The sequence below is a fragment of the Nocardiopsis protaetiae genome, assembly GCF_045446735.1.
In the GTDB taxonomy this organism is placed as follows: Bacteria; Actinomycetota; Actinomycetes; order Streptosporangiales; family Streptosporangiaceae; genus Nocardiopsis; species Nocardiopsis protaetiae.
In genome coordinates, this window is the sequence record NZ_JBJJBV010000133.1 from 1 (window position 1) to 18,181 (window position 18,181).

13 protein-coding genes and 1 pseudogene are annotated in these 18,181 nt (G+C 73.7%); 9 read left to right on the top strand and 5 right to left on the bottom strand.

Going from position 1 to position 18,181, the window contains the following annotated elements; translation table 11 throughout:
- The coding region (locus ACJOT3_RS20075; protein ID WP_406974449.1) for an integrase core domain-containing protein at nucleotides 1-295 on the top strand (295 nt) is incomplete at its 5' end.
- A gap of 200 nt (nucleotides 296-495) precedes the next feature.
- The gene (locus tag ACJOT3_RS20080) at nucleotides 496-2,592 is read left to right on the top strand and encodes a S9 family peptidase (RefSeq protein ID WP_406974451.1); all 2,097 of its coding nucleotides are present in this window, start codon (nucleotides 496-498) and stop codon (nucleotides 2,590-2,592) included.
- Nucleotides 2,593-2,596: 4 nt separating this feature from the next.
- Here ACJOT3_RS20080 and ACJOT3_RS20085 read toward each other — a convergent pair whose 3' ends face one another.
- The 4 genes from ACJOT3_RS20085 to ACJOT3_RS20100 all read right to left on the bottom strand — a co-directional run bounded on the left by ACJOT3_RS20085 (nucleotide 2,597) and on the right by ACJOT3_RS20100 (nucleotide 5,295).
- Complete coding sequence (locus tag ACJOT3_RS20085) at nucleotides 2,597-2,929, bottom strand: glyoxalase superfamily protein (protein WP_406974453.1); 333 nt, start codon at nucleotides 2,927-2,929, stop codon at nucleotides 2,597-2,599.
- Between the two features lie 297 nt (nucleotides 2,930-3,226).
- Nucleotides 3,227-3,790 carry a regulatory protein RecX gene (locus tag ACJOT3_RS20090; protein ID WP_406974455.1) on the bottom strand — a complete coding sequence of 188 codons (564 nt, stop codon included), beginning with the start codon at nucleotides 3,788-3,790 and terminating at the stop codon, nucleotides 3,227-3,229.
- The gene (recA, locus tag ACJOT3_RS20095; protein ID WP_406974456.1) at nucleotides 3,783-4,931 is read right to left on the bottom strand and encodes a recombinase RecA; all 1,149 of its coding nucleotides are present in this window, start codon (nucleotides 4,929-4,931) and stop codon (nucleotides 3,783-3,785) included. Before recA ends, ACJOT3_RS20090 begins: the two co-directional genes overlap by 8 nt.
- A 169-nt stretch (nucleotides 4,932-5,100) precedes the next feature.
- Complete coding sequence (locus ACJOT3_RS20100) at nucleotides 5,101-5,295, bottom strand: DUF3046 domain-containing protein (protein ID WP_406974458.1); 195 nt, start codon at nucleotides 5,293-5,295, stop codon at nucleotides 5,101-5,103.
- A 120-nt stretch (nucleotides 5,296-5,415) separates the two neighbouring features.
- On the opposite strand from ACJOT3_RS20100, the gene ACJOT3_RS20105 reads away from it, so the two are divergent.
- From ACJOT3_RS20105 to ACJOT3_RS20115, 3 genes are all read left to right on the top strand, one after another.
- A complete protein-coding gene (locus tag ACJOT3_RS20105; protein WP_406974459.1) occupies nucleotides 5,416-10,245 on the top strand; it encodes a DEAD/DEAH box helicase in 4,830 nt (1,609 codons plus the stop codon).
- Between the two features lie 79 nt (nucleotides 10,246-10,324).
- Nucleotides 10,325-10,792 (top strand): GNAT family N-acetyltransferase, encoded by a 468-nt coding sequence (locus ACJOT3_RS20110; RefSeq protein WP_406974470.1) that lies wholly within the window; start codon nucleotides 10,325-10,327, stop codon nucleotides 10,790-10,792.
- A 121-nt stretch (nucleotides 10,793-10,913) separates the two neighbouring features.
- Nucleotides 10,914-12,896: a serine/threonine-protein kinase gene (locus ACJOT3_RS20115; protein WP_406974461.1), complete on the top strand. Its 1,983-nt coding sequence runs from the start codon at nucleotides 10,914-10,916 to the stop codon at nucleotides 12,894-12,896.
- 120 nt (nucleotides 12,897-13,016) lie between these two features.
- On the opposite strand, the gene ACJOT3_RS20120 is transcribed toward ACJOT3_RS20115, so the two are convergent.
- The gene (locus ACJOT3_RS20120; RefSeq protein WP_406974463.1) at nucleotides 13,017-14,231 is read right to left on the bottom strand and encodes an ROK family transcriptional regulator; all 1,215 of its coding nucleotides are present in this window, start codon (nucleotides 14,229-14,231) and stop codon (nucleotides 13,017-13,019) included.
- A 256-nt stretch (nucleotides 14,232-14,487) separates the two neighbouring features.
- Here ACJOT3_RS20120 and ACJOT3_RS20125 point away from each other — a divergent pair, with 256 nt between their 5' ends.
- The 4 genes and pseudogenes from ACJOT3_RS20125 to ACJOT3_RS20140 form a co-directional block, all read left to right on the top strand.
- Nucleotides 14,488-15,771, top strand: a complete 1,284-nt coding sequence (locus ACJOT3_RS20125) for an extracellular solute-binding protein (RefSeq protein WP_406974464.1) — start codon at nucleotides 14,488-14,490, stop codon at nucleotides 15,769-15,771.
- 93 nt (nucleotides 15,772-15,864) lie between these two features.
- Nucleotides 15,865-16,857, top strand: coding sequence for a carbohydrate ABC transporter permease (locus ACJOT3_RS20130; RefSeq protein WP_406974466.1), 993 nt, complete (start codon nucleotides 15,865-15,867; stop codon nucleotides 16,855-16,857).
- Nucleotides 16,854-17,768 carry a carbohydrate ABC transporter permease gene (locus ACJOT3_RS20135; protein WP_406974468.1) on the top strand — a complete coding sequence of 305 codons (915 nt, stop codon included), beginning with the start codon at nucleotides 16,854-16,856 and terminating at the stop codon, nucleotides 17,766-17,768. The genes ACJOT3_RS20130 and ACJOT3_RS20135 overlap by 4 nt, the downstream gene beginning before the upstream one ends.
- A 145-nt stretch (nucleotides 17,769-17,913) precedes the next feature.
- Nucleotides 17,914-18,181 (top strand): annotated as a pseudogene (locus tag ACJOT3_RS20140) (glycoside hydrolase family 3 protein); the annotation flags it as partial.

Sequence of the window (18,181 nt, forward strand, 5' to 3'; positions counted from 1 at the left end):
GCTGACCGACAACGGGTCCTGCTACAAGTCCCACGCCTGGCGGGACCTGCTGGCCGGCCAGGGCATCAAGCACAAGCGCACCCGCCCCTACCGTCCCCAGACCAACGGCAAGGTCGAGCGGTTCAACCGCATCCTGGTCGAGGAATGGGCCCACGCCCGCCCCTACACCAGCGAGAGCGAGAAGCGGGAGGCGTTCACGGGGTGGTTGCACCACTACAATCACCACCGGTTCCACACCGCGATCAGCGGCCCTCCCGCTTCCCGCGTACCTAACCTCTCAGGTCAATACACCTAGGGCGTTCCGGCGGAACGTTCACGGTGCCCGATCGACGGCCCCGTCCCCTGGTGGGCGGGGCCGTCGGCGTTCGCTCCCCACGTGCACGGACGAACCCTTACAAGACGGACACGGGATCCGGTGGGACTGCACATGCGGCCCCACGAGGACTAAGGTCGACATGTCATCCGATCCACCCCACGACCCATCCTGAGCGGGATATGTCTGAACTGTCGAGCCACGGCTCCTGGCCATCGCCCATCAGCGCCGCCGACGTCGCCCGGGGGGTGCGCGCCCTCGCCTTCCCCTCCGTCGTGGGCGACGAGGTGTGGTGGGAGGAGAGCAGGCCGGAGGAGGGCCGCCGGACCATCATGCGGCGCGGCGCGGACGGCACCCTGACCGAGCTGCTGGCCGCCCCGTGGAGCGTGGGCAGCCGCGTGCACGAATACGGCGGCCGGGCCTTCCGCCCCGTGCCCCGGCGCGACGACAAGGCGCTCGTGCGCATGGGCGTCGTCTTCGTGAACTCCCCCGACCAGCGCCTGTACCTGCTGGAACACGGTGCCGCCCAGCCGGTGCCGCTCACCCCCGAGCCGGACGCGCCCGCCGCGCTGCGCTACGCCGAGCCGGTCCTGGGTCCCGACGGCCGCAGCGTCCTGTGCGTGCGCGAGCAGCACGCCGGGGGCACGGTGCGGCGGTCGATCGTGTCGGTGCCGCTGTCGGGCCGGGGCGCCTCCGACGCCTCCGCCGTGCGCGAGATCGTGTCGGGCGCCGACTTCTACGCCTCCCCCACCCCCTCCCCCGACGGGACCCGGCTGGCGTACGTGCGGTGGAACCACCCCAAGATGCCCTGGGACGGGACCGAGCTGCGGATGGGCCTGTTCGACGGGGACGGGCTGAGCGGGGAGTACACGCTCAAGGGCTCCTCGGAGGAGTCGGTGGTCTCCCCCGTGTGGATCGACGACTCGTCCCTGTACGCGGCCTCGGACTGGCCCGGCTTCTGGAACCTGTACCGGGTGGGGCTGTTCGGCCCGGCGGTCGCCCAGTACCCGGCCGAGGAGGAGTTCCACACCCCGCCGGGGCGCCTGGGCGACCGGTCGTTCTGCCTGCTGGACTCGGGGAGGCTGGTGGTGCTGCACGGCGACGCCGACATGGTGCCGGCCGTGTACGACCCCGACACCCTGGACCTGGTGCCGGTCGACACCGACCTGACGACCTGGTCGATGCTGGACACCGACGGGCGCACCGTGGTGGGCGTGGCGGCCTCGCCGACCGTGCCGCAGTCGCTGGTGCGGCTGGACCCGGCGACCGGGCGGGTGGAGGTGCTGCGCGGATCGATGGAGTCGGTGCCCGACGCCGCCTACCTGCCGATCCCGCACAAGACCACGTTCCCGGGCCGCTACGGCGCCCCGGTGCACGCCAACGTCTACCCGCCGACCCACCCCGAGCACACGGCACGGGGCCCGGCCCCGTACGCGGTGTGGGTGCACGGCGGCCCGGTGTCGCACGCCACCACCGCGTTCGACCCGCTCAAGGCCTACTTCACCAGCCGGGGCATCGGCGTGGTGGACGTCAACTACGCCGGGTCCACCGGGTACGGGCGCTCCTACCGCAAGCGCCTGCACAAGGAGTGGGGCGTGGTGGACGTCGAGGACGTCACCGCGGTGGCCCGGGCCCTGGTGGAGCGGGGCGAGGCCGACCCGGAGCGGCTGGCGGTGCGCGGGCCGAGCGCGGGCGGGTACACGGCGCTGGTGGCGGTCACCGGGGACGTGTTCGCCTGCGGGGTGTCCTACTTCGGGGTGACCGACCTGCTGGGCCTGGTGCGCACCACCCACGACTTCGAGTCGCGGTTCTTGGACACGCTGGTGGGCCTGCTGCCGGGGTTCGTGGAGCGGTATCGGGAGCGGTCGCCGATCAACCGGACCGCGGAGATCGACGTGCCGGTGCTGCTGCTCCAGGGTCTGGAGGACCCGGTGGTGACGCCGGACCAGGCGTTCGCCATGGCGACGGCGCTGGGTGAGCGCAAGGTGCCGTACGCGCTGCTGGAGTTCGAGGGCGAGGCGCACGGGTTCACCGGGGAGAGGGCGCGCAGGGAGTCGCTGGAGGCCGAGCTGGGGCTGTACGCGCGGGTGTTCGGGTTCGCGGCGGACGTGCCGCCGCTGGAGCTGGCCGCCGAGCCGCCCGCCCCGCGCCCGGAGCCCGAGCCGGAGGCCGCGGACGAGGCCGAGCCGCTCCGGACCCCGCCGGGCGACGTGTCCGCCTCCGCGGTCCTGGACGGCACCGACGGGGCCCCGGAGCCCGAGTCCGCCCCCGGCCACTGAGCGGTCAGCCGGTCGGCTCGCCGACCCGCAGCCGGTTGCCGTCGGGGTCGCGCAGCGCCAGCTCGCGGCCCCACGGCGCCTCCTCGACCGGAACGCCGAACTCGGCGGCGACCGCGTCGATATCGTTCAGCCGCAGGTAGACCAGGGTGTCCGGCCGGGCGTCCTGGGTGTGCTCGGACAGGAACAGCCTCACCCGCCCCCGGTGCACCTCGACGAAGGCCGGCAGCCCCGGCTCGAACCGGTGCTCCCAGCCGAACTCGAAGCCCAGGCGGGCATACCACCGCGCCGCCGCGGCGGCGTCGGCCACCCGCAGAATCGGAATGACCTCCTCGGTCATGTGCTGTCCTCTCCTCACGCCACCCGCCGTGTCCGCCGCCCCGGCACACGTCCCTTCGGGGGCTCCCGGTCATGTCGTCGGCCCGCACCGATCCACCCATGCGCGCTGCGGCAGGCTGCGATCCGGTCCGTACCGGTCCTGTGCACGGCGCGGTGTACCCGGCCGTCCACGCGGGGCGATACGTCCACCCCGGCGGGCCGTGGTCCGAGCGGACCACCGCCGACACCTTCGGTCCGCGCCGTACCGGTCCCGTTCCCCGGCAGCCCACACGGGGCGATACGCCCACCCCGGCGGGGCCTACTCCGGGGGTTCCTCCAGGTCGGTGTCGATGCCCTCGGACTCCAGTTCCTCGCGGACGATGCGGTAGGACAGGCCGCCGCCGTAGCCCTTGCGGGCGAGCACGCCCAGGGCGCGGCGGACGCGGGTCTCGCGTTCGCGGCCGCGGCTGCCGGCGAGGCTGCGCCGGGCCAGGGCCCGGGCGGCGGCCGCCTCCTCCTCGTCGCCGAGTTCGGCGACCGCGTCGCGGACGGTCTCCTCGGCCACGCCGCGGGTGCGCAGCTCACGGGTGAGCGCGGCGCGGGACAGCCCCCGGCCGTGGTGGCGCGAGCTCACCCAGGCGCGGGAGAAGACGGCGTCGTCCACCAGCCCCGCGCGGGTGCACTCGTCCATGACCGTGGCCACGATCTCCTCCTCGTGGCCACGGCGCAGCAGACCCGCCTCCAGCTGCGCGGCGGTGCGCGGCTTGTGCGCGAGCATGCGCAGGGCCAGGGTGCGGGCCCTGTTCAGTGCCTTCTCCCCGCCGGCGGCCGGTGCGGCCTCGGAGCCGTCGTCACCGTCCGGCGGGGTGTCGGCCTCACGCATCCGTCGCGGGCGCCTTGGCGGTGGTGGTCTTGGCCGGTGCCTTCTTGGCCGGGGCCTTGGCCTCGGCCACCGGAGCCGCGGCGGCGGGGGCCTTGTCGGCGGCGGCCGCCTTGGGGTCCGCCTCGGGGCCCGAGGCGCTGTCGTCGCCGGTGGAGACGCCCAGCTTCTCCTTGATCTTCTTCTCGACCTCGTTGGCGATGTCGGAGTTGTCGCGCAGGAAGTTGCGCGCGTTCTCCTTGCCCTGGCCGAGCTGGGTGCCGTCGTAGGTGTACCAGGCGCCCGACTTGCGCACGATGCCGTGCTCCACGCCCAGGTCGATGAGGCTGCCCTCGCGGGAGACGCCCACCCCGTACAGGATGTCGAACTCGGCCTGCTTGAAGGGCGGCGCCACCTTGTTCTTGACGACCTTGACGCGGGTGCGGTTGCCGACCGCGTCGGTGCCGTCCTTGAGGGTCTCGATGCGGCGCACGTCCAGGCGCACCGACGAGTAGAACTTGAGCGCCCGGCCACCGCTGGTGGTCTCCGGGGAGCCGAACATCACGCCGACCTTCTCGCGCAGCTGGTTGATGAAGATCGCGGTGGTGCCGGTCTGGTTGAGCGCGCCGGCGATCTTGCGCAGCGCCTGCGACATGAGCCGGGCCTGCAGGCCGACGTGGCTGTCGCCCATCTCGCCCTCGATCTCGGCGCGGGGCACCAGGGCCGCCACGGAGTCGATGACGATGATGGAGACCGCGCCGGAGCGGATCAGCATGTCGACGATCTCCAGCGCCTGCTCGCCGGTGTCGGGCTGGGAGAGCAGCAGGTTGTCGGTGTCGACACCGATCTTCTTGGCGTACTCGGGGTCCAGCGCGTGCTCGGCGTCGACGAACGCGGCGATGCCGCCGAGCTTCTGCGCGTTGGCCACCGCGTGCAGCGCGACGGTGGTCTTACCGCTGGACTCGGGGCCGTAGATCTCGACGATGCGCCCGCGCGGGATGCCGCCGATGCCCAGGGCCACGTCGAGGGCGATCGCCCCGGTGGGGATGGCCTCGATGGGCGGACGGTCGTCGTCGCCCAGGCGCATGACGGAGCCCTTGCCGAACTGCCGCTCGATCTGCGCGAGGGCGGTTTCGAGAGCCTTCTCTCGGTCTCCAGATGCCACGGGATACCCCTGTTGGGTCGATGCCTTCTTCTTCATGATGTGCACGACGCTACGCGGTCGGTCCGACAATCGCGGTGTCCGGCGTCGGCCTGTGGACAACCCCAGCCTACCCGAACCCATGTTCGATTTCCGGTCGAACGCGAAAACGCGTCCCCCCTCTTGTGTGTGGTCAGCGCGCCGCCGTCGGGAGGTCGAACGCGTCGCAGACGGCCCGCCAGACCTCCTTGGCGGCGACCCCGTCGGCGAGCGCGCCCTCGACGGTGCGCGAGCCCAGCCCCTCGATCACGTAGTCCTTGGCCAGGCTCTGCGCGTACGCCTCGCCGAACTGCTCGTACATGTTGCGCCAGAAAACAGTCAGTCTCATCGGCCCCAGTATCGTCGATCCCCCGGTCCGGTGTCGGCCGTTGTCCACAGGCCGCCGGGGCCGTTGTCCGCGGGCCGCGGCCTCCCCGGAATCGTCGCCCCCGCAGGGCAGACTGGACCGATGACACCCTCCACTTTCGGCCCCGCCACCCGGGCCTGGTTCGAACACGCCTTCCCCGGCGGCCCGACCCCGGCGCAGGAGGGCGCGTGGGCGTCGGTCGCGGGCGGGCGCGACACCCTGGTGGTGGCCCCGACCGGCTCGGGCAAGACCCTGGCGGCGTTCCTGTGGTCGCTGGACCGGCTGCTCGCCTCCCCGGTCCCGGCGGACCCGGCGCGGCGCTGCCGGGTGCTGTACGTCTCACCGCTCAAGGCGCTGGCCGTGGACGTCGAACGCAACCTGCGCGCCCCGCTGGCGGGCATCTCGGCGGCCGCCGCGGAGCTGGGCGCCCCGGTGTCCCCGGTGACGGTGGGCGTGCGCACCGGCGACACCCCGGCGGACGAGCGGCGGCGGATGGCCACCCGGCCGCCGGACATCCTCATCACCACCCCCGAATCACTGTTCCTGGTGCTCACCTCCAGGGCCCGCGAGGGGCTGACCGGCGTGGAGACCGTGATCGTGGACGAGGTGCACGCCCTGGCGGGCACCAAGCGCGGCGCCCACCTGGCCCTGAGCCTGGAGCGGCTGGAGGAGCTGGTGGACCGGCGCACCCTGCGGATCGGGCTGTCGGCGACGGTGCGCCCCGCGGAGACCGTGGCGGAGTTCCTGGGCGGCGCCGACATCGTGGCCCCGCCGGACGCCCCGCACCTGGATCTGAGCGTGGCGGTGCCGGTGTTCGACATGGACGAGCCGGACCTGCCCGCGCCCCGGGCCCTGGAGGCCGCCGAAGCCGAGGAGGCGGCGGAGGAGACGGGTGCGGAGGTCGAGCCGTTCGAAGCGCCCGCGCCCCCGGCCCCCGTCTCGCTGAGCGCCACCCCCGCCACGGGTCCCCCCTCCGGCGGCGGCTCCCTGTGGCCGCACCTGGAGCAGCGGGTGCTGGACCTGGTGGAGGAGCACCGGTCCACCATCGTGTTCACCAACGGCCGGCGCACCGCCGAGCGGCTGTGCGCCCGCCTCAACGACCTGTACGCCGAACGCCTCGGCCTGGAGCCGCCGCCCGAGGAGGTCCCGGCGTTCGTCATCGCCCAGTCCGGGAGCAGCCGGGGCGCCGCGCCGCTGATCGCCCGCGCCCACCACGGCTCGATGTCCAAGTCCGAGCGGGCCGTGGTGGAGGACGACCTCAAGGCGGGGCGGCTGCGCTGCGTGGTGGCCACCTCCAGCCTGGAGCTGGGCGTGGACATGGGCGCGGTGGACCTGGTGGTGCAGGTGGCAGCGCCGCCGTCGGTGGCCTCCGGGCTCCAGCGGGTGGGCCGGGCGGGGCACCAGGTGGGCGGCACCTCGCGCGGGGTGTTCCTCCCGGCGTTCCGCGGCGACCTGCTCACCACGGCGGTGGCGGTGGAGCGGATGCGCGCGGGCGACATCGAGCCGCTGCGCATGCCCCGGTCGCCGCTGGACGTGCTGGCCCAGCAGATCGTGGCGATGGTCGCGATGGACGAGTGGCCGGTGGCGGAGCTGGCCGCGGTGCTGCGGCGGGCCGCGCCGTTCGCCGGGCTGGCGGACAGCGTACTGGAGTCGGTGCTGGACATGCTGTCGGGCCGCTACCCCTCCGACGAGTTCGCCGAGCTGCGGCCGCGCCTGGTGTGGGACCGCCAGGCCGACGTGCTGCGGGCCCGGCCGGACGCCCAGCGGCTGGCGGTGGTGGCCGGGGGCACCATCCCGGACCGGGGCATGTACACCGTGCACCTGGCCGGAACGCAGGAAGGGACGAGCCGGGCACCGACTCGGGTCGGCGAGCTGGACGAGGAGATGGTGTACGAGTCCCGGGTGGGCGACGTGTTCGTCCTGGGCTCCTCCTCCTGGCGGATCGAGGGGATCACCGCCGACCGGGTGCTGGTGTCCCCGGCCCCGGGCCGCCCGGGCCGGATGCCGTTCTGGAAGGCCGACGCCCAGGGCCGCCCGGTGGAGCTGGGCCGGGCCATCGGCGCGGCGGTGCGCCGCCTGGGCGAGGACCCCGGGCAGGCGGTGGCCGGGTTCGCGGGGCTGGACCCGTGGGCGGCCCGCAACCTGGCCGCCTACGTCGCCGACCAGCGGGAGGCGACCGGGCACGTGCCCGACGACCGCACGGTCGTCATCGAGCGGTTCCGCGACCAGGTGGGCGACCGCCGGGTGGTGGTCCACTCGCCGCTGGGCGACCGGGTGCACGCGCCGTGGGCGCTGGCGGTCGCGGCGCGGATCCGCGAGCGGTACGGGGTGGAGAGCCGGGTGCTGCACGGCGACGACGGGATTGTTCTGAACCTGCCCGACACCGTGGGCGGGCTGGACGAGCCCGGGGTGCTGGCCGAGCTGGTGGCGGTGGACCCCGAGACGGTGGAGGCGGTGGTCACCGACGAACTCACCGGGTCGGCGCTGTTCGCCTCCCGGTTCCGCGAGTGCGCGGCCCGCGCGCTGCTGCTGCCCCGCCAGCGCCCGGACCGGCGGATGCCGCTGTGGCAGCAGCGGCTGCGCGCCTCGCACCTGCTGTCGGTGGCGGGCCGCTACGGGTCGTTCCCGATCGTGCTGGAGACGGCGCGCGAGTGCTTGCAGGACCTGTTCGACGTGCCCGCGCTGGCGGGGGTGCTGCGCGGGGTGCGCTCGCGCGAGGTGCGGGTGGTGGAGGTGGAGACCGACCGGGCCTCGCCCTTCGCCCGGTCGCTGCTGATGGAGTACACGGCGGCGTTCCTGTACGAGGGGGACGTCCCGGCCGCCGAGGCGCGCGCCGGTGCGCTGGCCCTGGACCCGTCGCTGCTGTCGGACCTGCTGGGCCGCACCGACCTGCGGGACCTGCTCGACCCGGACGTGGTGGCGGAGGTCGACGGGCTGCTCCAGCGCACCGCCGCCCCGGTCCGCGACGAGGAGGGCGCCGCCGACCTGCTGCGCGAACTCGGCCCGCTGACCACGGGGGAAGCGGCCGCCCGCGGCGTCCACCCGGAATGGTTGGCCGCCCTGGAGGAGGCCGGCCGGCTGGTCCGCATGCCCCTCCCCGGCACCGTCGAGCCCCCCGCCGCACCCGCTGACGGTGCCCCGGTGGGGCCGCCCCTGCCCGGCGGGACCGCCGGGGGCGGCGCCTCTGCGTTGCCGGACGCCGCCACTGGTCCCGGCCCGGCGGAGCCGCCCGTGCCCGCCGCCGACCACGGCCCGGTGGAGGCGAACGCCGCCGCAGAGCACACCGCCGCCGACTCCGGCTCGGCGGCACGGGACGCCGCCCCTGCCCCCGGCCCGGTGGAGCGGTGGTGTGCGGTGGAGGACGTCGCGCGGCTGCGGGACGCGCTGGGGGTGGCGGCGCCACCGGGCGTCCCGGCGGCGCTCCTCGAACCCGTGGCCGACCCGCTGCGCGACCTGGTCTCCCGGTACGCGCGCACGCACGGGCCGTTCACCGCGGGTGAGGCCGCCGCGCGGCTGGGCCTGGGCGAGGACACCGTCACCGGGGTGCTGCGGGCGCTGGCCCGGGAGGGCCGGGCCTCGCGCGGCGGCTTCCGCCCCGGCGGCAGCGGAACGGAGTGGTGCGACACCGACGTGCTGCGCCGCCTGCGGCGCGGCTCGATCGCCCGGCTGCGGGCGGAGGTGGAGCCGGTCGACCCGGCGGCGCTGGCCCGGTTCTCCCCCGCCTGGCAGCGGGCCGTGCCCGGCGAACGCCGGAGCGGGCCGGACGCCGTGTTCGAGGCCGTGGAGTCGCTGCGCGGCGCCCCCGTCCCCGCCTCGGCGCTGGAGTCGCTGGTGCTGCCCGCCCGGGTGGCGGGCTACGAGCCGCGGATGCTGGACGAGCTCACCCAGGCCGGGGAGGTGGTGTGGGCGGGCGCCGGCCCGCTGCCCGGCGGGGACGGGCGGATCGTCCTGCTCCCGGCGGACGAGGTGGAGACGCTGGCCCCCGACCCGATGCTCCCCGCCGAGGACTCGGTGGAGCACGCGGTGCTGTCGGCGCTGCGCGAGGGCGGGGCGCTGTTCTTCCGCGACCTCGCCGACCGGGTGACGCGCGACGGCGGCATCGGTGCGCCCGCCGACACCGACCTGGTGGCGGCGCTGTGGACCCTGGCCTGGAACGGCGTGGTCGCCAACGACACCCTCGCCCCGGTCCGCGCCCTGCTGGGCACCGGCGGCCCGGTGCGGGCCCCGCGCCCGCCGCGCGCGGGCCGGGCCCGGCGAGCGGTGCTGCCCACCCGGTCGGGGCCGCCGACGGCGGCGGGCCGCTGGTCGGTGCTGCCCGACCGGGAGCCCGACCCCACCCGGCGGGTGCTGGCGTCGGTGCGGGCCCGGCTGGAGCGGCAGGGACTGCTGGTCAAGGGCTGGCAGGGCGGCGGCATCTCCCCGGACGAGTACCGGGTGCTGCGTTCGATGGAGGAGGCCGGGCGGGTGCGCCGCGGCTACTTCGTGGCCGGGCTGGGCGGCGCCCAGTTCGCGCTGCCCGGCGCGGTGGACCGGCTGCGGGCGCTGTCCGGGGAGAACCAGGGCGGCGCGGTGGCGCCGGTGGTGCTGGCCGCCGACGACCCGGCCAACCCGTTCGGCCGCGACCTGCCCTGGCCCGACGGGGACGCGGGCGGCCGCCCGGCCCGCGCGGCGGGCGCCGTGGTGGTCGTCGACGACGGGCGGCCCACCCTGTACACGGGCCGGGGCGGGCGCTCGGTGCTCACCCTGGGCGCGACCCCCGGCGAGCTGGCCCGGGCCGCGGCGGCGCTGGCCGAGGTGGTGCGCACCGGCGCGCTGGGCGCGGTCACGGTGGAGCGGGTCGACGGGGCGGAGGTGTTCGGAACGCCGCTGGACGCCGCCCTGGTGTCCGCCGGGTTCCACGTCACCCCCAGGGGGCTGCGGCTGCGCCCGTGAAAATCCCTGGTGGCGGCGCCCGCCCCCGGGCATGATGGCGGGCGCCGACAAAAGGGGGACCGTGATGGAGATCAGACCGATGGGGCCCGCGGACGAGGCGGGCGCGGTGGCGGCGTCGCTGGCCGCCGACACGCTGTTCGCGCAGGCCGGGGTGGTGCTGCCGCCGGACGACCCGCGCGAGCTGTTCGACCACGCCGACCGGGTCCTGGTCGCGGTGGACGGCGGCGCGGTGCTGGGGCTGGCCGCCACCCTGCCGCTGGACGGGGGCGTGCACCTGGAACAGGTGGCCGTACACCCCGACCACGGGCGGCGCGGGGTGGGGTCGGCCCTGCTGGAGGCGGTGTGCGCCGGCGCCGCCGCCGCCGGATCGCCCCGGGTGACCCTGACCACCTTCCGCGACCTGCCCTGGAACGGCCCCTGGTACGCGGCCCGCGGGTTCGCGGTACTGCCCCCGGACGCGTGGGGCCCGGGCCTGCGGGCGCTGTGGGAGCAGGAGGAGCCGATCCGGGTGCGGCCGCGGGTGGCCATGGTCCGCCCGACGGGCTGACCCCGCCCGGGGCAACGAGCGCCCCTGTCCGAGGGAAGGCAAGGAGGGAGAACCGGAACGGCCCGCGCGCGATCACACCAGGAGACCGGCTCCCCTCGCGTCCCCTTGTGAAAGGCACCCCATGCCCCCTACCGAACGGATCGTCGCCTCCCGCTACCGGCTGACCGGCAGGCTGGGCAGCGGCGGCATGGGCACGGTCTGGCAGGCGTTCGACCCCCGCCTGGAACGCGAGGTGGCGATCAAGGAGGTGCACCTGCCCACCGGCCTGTCGGACGAGGAGCAGCGCACCGCCAAGGCGCGGATGATGCGCGAGGCCCGCACCGCGGCCCGGATCGGCCACCCGTCGGTGGTGACCGTGCACGACGTGCTGGAGGAGGACGGGGTCCCCTACATCGTGATGGCCCTGCTGGACGGGTCGTCGCTGGAGGAGGTCCTGGAGGAGCACGGGCCGCTGCCCCCGGCGCGGGTGGCCGCGATCGCGCGGGCGGTGCTGGAGGCGCTGCGGGCCGCGCACCGGGCCGGGGTGGTGCACCGCGACATCAAGCCCGCCAACATCATGGTGTCGGCGGACGGCGAGCGGGTGGTGCTGACCGACTTCGGCATCGCCAACCTCATGGAGGGCGCGTCCAGTTCGCTGACGGGGACCGGCATGGTGGTGGGCACCCCCGAGTACATGGCGCCGGAGCGGCTGGAACAGGGGCAGGTGGCCGAGCCCTCCGACCTGTGGAGCCTGGGCGCCACCCTGTACGCGGCGCTGAGCGGCGACTCCCCGTTCAAGCGGGACAGCCTGACCGCGACGCTGAGCGCGATCGTGGCCCAGCCGATCCCGGTGGCGGAGACCGAGGAGCCGTTGGCGTCGGTGGTCAACGGGCTGCTCGTGCGCGAGACCGGGCGGCGGCTGACCGCGGACCGGGCGCTGGAGCTGCTGGACACCCCCGCGCCCCACCCGGCGGCACCCACGGCCCCGGCCCCGGCCCCGAAGCCGACCGCGCCGCTGCCGCCGTCCACGGGCACACCGAACCCGGGCCCCCAGAACCCGGGTACCCCGAACCCGGCGGCCCGGAACCCGACCGCGCAGCACCCCGCGGCTCAGCACCCGACCGCGCAGCACACGGCCGCCCACAACTCAGGGGCTCCCGCCCCGGGACCCCGCCCGCAGCCCGGCGTTCCACAGTCCCAGCCGCAACCCCGATCGCAACCGCAGCCCCAGCCGCACCGGGCGGCCGCCGGTCCCCCGCCCTCCGCGCACCGGATGCCCGCCCACCCGGCCCCGCACCCCGGCGCCCCGCGCGCCGCCGGGTACGCGCCGGGCACCCCGATGCACGTCGCCGCGCCGGTCCACTCGGCTCCGGCCCACTCCACACCGCACCCCACCGCCCCGCGCCCCGCCGTCCGCTCCTCCCGCGCCGGCCTCTGGTGGGGCCTGGGCGGCGGCTGCCTGCTGCTGGTGTTCGGGCTGATGGCCCTGCTCGTGATCGTGCCCGGGGCGATGTGGGCCGCGAACGGGGAGGGACCCGAGCCGCTCCCCTCCGGGCCCGGGGCGGAGCCCTCCCCCGACCCCTCCCCCGATCCCGGCTACGACCCGTCGCAGGACCCGGACTCCGACTACACGCCCTTCGAGAACGAGTACGTCTCCCTCTCCCACCCCGCCGGCTGGGAGCCGCAGGACACCACCGCCGCCGAGCAGCAGAACTTCCCCGACACCCTCTCCTACTACCGCTTCACCTCCCCCGACGCCGCACGCCAGTTCACCTTCACGGTGTTCACCCTGGACGAGGAGTCCGCCGCGCAGACCACCTCGGACATGCAGATCGGCTGGGAGGAGAGCCTCCAGGCGGACGGCGCCGTGGAGGACTGGGAGCGGCTGGGCCTGGAGGAGCTCACCGGGCTGCCCGCCGGGCAGCGCGGCAGCGACATGGAGGCGACCTTCGTCACGGACGGCTCGGGCTGGGCGGAGCCGCACCGCTGGATGGTGTGGCGGTTCCTCGTGGTGGACGACAGCACGGCCTACTACCTGCAGTTCAACGGGGAGGTCGACGACCGGGACGAGTACCGGCCGATGGTCGACGAGGTGTTCGCCTCCTTCGCCGCCGCCGGGTCCTGACCGCCGCCCCGCCGCCCCTCCCCCTCACCGCGCCCTCCCCCGCCGACGGGGGGAGGGCGTGGCCACAACCGGCCAGCGGTCGGCCCTCCCCGGCCGGCCCCTCCGGTTCTCCCGGCCCCGCTAGACCGTGGAGGAGAACACCTCGTCGCGGGCGTGCTCCAGCGCGTGCAGCAGCGCGCCGCGGACCACCGGCCCGCCCTCGACGCCGCCCAGCGCGACCTCGGTGGCGTTGGGGGCGATGCGGGCCGTCGCCTCCTGCACCCGCTCGACGAGCTTGGCCCCGCCCGCCTGGGCGACGTCGCCGCCCAGCACGACCAGGCCGGGGTCGATGATGACGCTGACCGCGGCCACACCGCGGGCGAGCCGCTCGGCGAACGCGTCCAGGAACGCGTCGCCCTCGGGGGTGCCCGAGGCGGCGGCGCTGCGCACCACCTCCACGACGTTGGCGCCCGGCACCCCGTGCTCGGCGCCCAGCTCGACCACCTGGCGGGCCCGGACCAGTGCCTGGAAACCGTGCGGCAGCTCCCGGTCGGCGCCGTCGCGCAGGGACTCGTAGTCGCCGGACAGGCCCAGGTCGCCGGGCATGGGGGCGCCGGGCACGGGCAGGTAGCCGATCTCGCCCGCGCCGCCCGAGCGGCCCCGGTGGATGCGCCCGTCGATCATGGTGGACATGCCGACGCCGCCCGCGGCGCTGAGCCAGATGAGCACGAACTCCGAGACCCCGGCGGCGGAGCCCTCGGCGTGCTCGGCCAGGGCGGCCAGGTTCACGTCGTTCTCGATCATCACCGACCGCTTGAGGTCGGTGCGCAGCGCCTCCAGGATGCCCTCGTGCCAGGAGATGAGGTCGAAGGAAAAGCGGATGTCTCCGGTCCGCGGGTCGACCACGCCGGGGGTGCCGATGACGCAGGCACGAAGCCTGTCCAGCGGCACCTCCGCCGTTTCGACCAGGCGCATCACGGCCGTGTGGACCAGCGCGACGGGGTCGTCGGAGCTGCTGGGGTCGACGGTGACGTCGCCGACGATCCGGCCGGTGATGTCGGCGATCGTGGCGGTCACCCGGCGGGCGCTGACGTCCAGGGCCGCGACGTAGGCGCTCTCGGGGACGACCGCGTAGAGGGCGGCGTTGGGGCCCCGTCCGCCGGCCTGGCTTCCCACGACGCGAACCAGGTCACGCTCCTCCAACCGGGCGAGGAGCTGTGACGCGGTTACCTTGGAAAGACCGGTCCTCGTACCCAGCTGTGTCCGCGTCAACGGTCCCGCGGACAGCAGCAATTCCAGCGCCGCACGGTCGTTGAGCTGGCGTAGCAGCCGGGGAGTCCCCGGACGTTGAGACATAACCGTGACACCTCACCCTGTTTTTATTAGGAAAGTTTCCTGTTAATTTAGCTCACAACCTCACAGGAGGTCACGTCCTGGCAGGTCCGAGTTCATCCCGGACCCTCCGGTACCCGCGCCGGCGGGGCGGCAACGTGCTATCCCAGCACATCCCCACAGAGACGTCGAGCCACCGGGATGACGTTCCATCATCCCAGGCCGGTTCGAGCACAGGCGTCGGACACCGGCGCGTCGTGCGAAGGGAGATAGGTTCAACATGAGGTTCCCCAAGATCGCCGCGGCCACGTCCGTGGTCCTGCTCGCGGCCGCCTGCGGCGGCGGCGCTTCCGACTCCAATGGCGGCGGTGACGCCGACAGCCTGACCGTGTGGGTCATGGGCACCTCGCAGCCCGCCATCGTCGAGTACTTCGACGGTGCCGAAGCACGGTTCCAGGAGAGCAACCCGGACGTCGACGTCAACGTCGAGTTCATCCCCTGGCCCGACGCCCAGGAGTCCATCACCAACGCCATCGCCGGCGGTGACGCCCCCGACGTCATCGAGATCGGCAACGACCAGGTGGCCGGCTGGGCCTCCCAGGGCGCCCTGCTCGACATCACCGAGCAGGTCGGCGGCTGGGACTCCGCCGCCGCGATCGACCAGAACGCGCTGGAGTACGGCACCTTCGACGGTGTCCAGTACGGCGTTCCGTGGTTCTCCGGCGTCCGCACCCTGTACTACCGCGCCGACTGGCTGCAGGAGCTCGGCCACGAGCCGCCCACCACCTGGGACGAGCTGCTGACCGTCGCCGAGGACATCAACGAGAAGTACGACGTCCCCGGCTTCGCCGCGCCCACCGACTTCACCAACGGCATCGCCTCCTTCATCTGGAGCAACGGCGGCCAGATCGCCACCCAGAACGCCGACGGGGAGTGGGAGGGCCACCTCACCGACCCCGCCACCGTCGAGGCCGTCCAGTTCTACGCCGACCTGACCAACGACGGCATCTCGCCGCAGAGCTACGTCGGTGAGAACGAGCTCGTTCCCCTCGCCGACATGGCCAACGGCGAGGTCGGCATGTACATCGACGGCGGCTGGGCGCTGGGCTCCATGGCGGAGCAGGCCGCCGACGAGGCCATCCTGGAGAACATCGTCGCCGCCCCGATCCCGGGCGCCGACGGCATCGCCCCGGCCTTCGCCGGCGGTTCCGCCCTCGCCGTCTTCGGCACCACCCAGCAGCCCGACCTGGCGTTCGAGCTGCTGACCGTCCTGGCCGACGAGGAGGGCGGCAAGGGCTACGCCGACGTCGCGGGCTTCTTCCCGGCCTACCCGGAGCTGCTCGCCGGCGACGAGTACCAGAAGGACCCGGCCCGCGTCGCCGCCGCCACCCAGATGCAGAACACGCAGTTCTTCCCGAGCACCCCGCGCTGGACCGCGGCCGACCAGGACAGCAAGATCCTGCCGGGCGCCGTCCTGGAGATCGTCAACGGCGGTGACGCCGAGGAGGTCCTGGCCGCCGCCAACGAGCAGCTGACCACCATCCTCAACGAGCCGGTCGAGTAGCCAGCTCCTCTTCACAGCGCAGAGCCGTATGCGGGCGGGGCCCCCGGGGCCCCGCCCGCCACCCGGCGCAACCACGCCTCGATTGAGAAGACCATGGCACACACCGTCGAACGAACGGCCGACCGAGGGCAAGAGGACACCGCACCGGTGACCGACCAGTCAGCGCCCCGGCGCCGCCGCAAGCTTCCCACCCCGTACCTGCTCATCGCTCCGGCACTGATCCTGCTCGCGGTCGTGCTGCTCTGGCCGATCGTGCAGATGGTGTGGTACTCGCTCACCAACTTCACCACGCGCAACCTCATGCCCAACCAGCCCGGGCCCGCGTGGAACAACTTCGCGCACTACCAGCGGCTGCTGACCGACCCCGAGTTCTGGACGATCCTGCGCAACACCGTGGTCGTCTGCGTGCTGATGGTCGGCATCACGATGGTGCTGGGCACCCTGGTCGGCATCCTGCTGCACAAGCTGCCCAAGTGGTTCTCCACGTTCGTGTCCATCGGCATGATGCTCGCGTGGGCCACCCCGGCGCTGAGCGCCTCCCTGGTCTTCCGGTGGCTGTTCCTGCCCGAGCGGGGCCTGGTCAACGTGATGCTGGACCGGCTGCCCGACTGGCTCGTCGGCAGCGGGTGGCTGGAGTACAACTGGTTCCTCCAGCCCGGATCGCTGTTCACGATCCTCATCACCGTCATCGTCTGGCAGTCGTTCCCGTTCGTGGCCGTCTCCGTCCTCGCCGGGCTCAAGAGCATCCCGAGCGAGCTGTACGAGGCCGCGAAGATGGACGGCGCCTCCGCGTGGAAGTCCTTCTGGAACGTCACGTTCCCGATGCTGCGCCCGCTGTTCGCCCTGCTGCTGATCCTGCAGATCATCTGGGACCTGCGGGTGTTCACCCAGCTGTACATCCTGGCGAACAGCTTCCAGAACAAGAGCGTCTACCTGCTCTCCTACTACATCTACCAGCAGGGCTTCAGCGCGAGCCCGGCCAACTACGGCATGGGCTCGGCGATCGCGGTCGTGATGACCCTGATGATCCTCGCCGTCACCGCGTACTACCTGCGCATCATGATCCGCCAGGGGGAGACCCGATGAGCGCGACCAGCACCGCCGCCCCGAAGCGCGGGGGCTACCGCCGCAGCCCGCTGCGCCGGCTGCGCTCCCTGCCGCTGTACGTGGCCGGCCTCGCCGTCTTCCTGTTCTCCGTCTTCCCCGTCTACTGGATGGTCGCCACGGCGTTCAAGCCGGTCGGGGAGATCTTCACCCGCAACCAGACGTTCTTCCCGCAGGCCCCGACCCTGATGCACTTCGACCGGGTCCTCAACGGGCAGCTCATCCCGGGTGTGAACTTCTGGCAGTTCCTGGGCAACAGCCTCCTGGTCACCCTGGGGGCCGTCGCGATGGGCGCGTTCCTGTCGCTGCTGGCCGCGATGGCGGTGGCCCGGTTCCGCTTCAAACTGCGGACCGCGTTCATCATCCTGCTGCTCATCATCCAGATGGTGCCGATGGAAGCGATGATCATCTCGATCTTCATCAACTTCCGCCAGCTGTCGGACGCCACCGGCGCCCAGCTGCTCGGCAACCTGTCCGGCCTGCTCATCGTGTACACGGCGGTGTCGCTGCCGATCACGATCCTGATGCTGCGCGGCTTCGTCGTCGCGGTGCCCAAGGAGCTGGAGGAGGCCGCGGCGATCGACGGCGCGAGCGGGTGGACGATCTTCTGGCGCATCCTCATGCCGCTGGTGGCGCCCGGCCTGGTCGCGGCGAGCATCTTCGCGTTCATCACCGCGTGGAACGAGTTCATCGTCGCGCTGACCTTCCTGGGCCGCAGCACGGACAACTACACGCTGCCGCTCACCCTGTCCTACTACTTCGGCCGCTTCGGCACCGAGTGGGGCCCCATCATGGCGGCCTCCACCCTGCTGACCATCCCGGTGATGATCTTCTTCCTGTTCGTCCAGCGGCGGATGGTCTCCGGTCTCACCATGGGCGCCGTCAAGGGCTGACGTCCGCTCCTTCCCACGAGGCGGGTCCACGCCTGGGAGCGCCGTGGACCCGCCTCGGGCGCGCCCGCGCCCCACCACCGCACCCCTTCACGTCTCTTCGTCTGCCCTCACCCGGGGCACCCGTGCTCACCGAACGGAGTCCGTCATGTCGCTCGATCCGACCCTGGCGCGCTTGGCCAACGCCACTCTGCTGGTGCCCTTCGAGTCCCACCACGCCCCGCGCTGGATCCTGGAGGGCCTGGCGGACGGTATCTCCGGCGTCTGTCTCTTCCACAACAACCTCGACAGCCCGGCGCAGATCACGGCGCTGAACGCGGAGCTGGCCCGGGCCGCGGACACCCCGCTGATCACCCTGGACGAGGAGGGCGGCGACGTCACCCGCATCGGGCAGGAGCACGGCAGCGACTACCCCG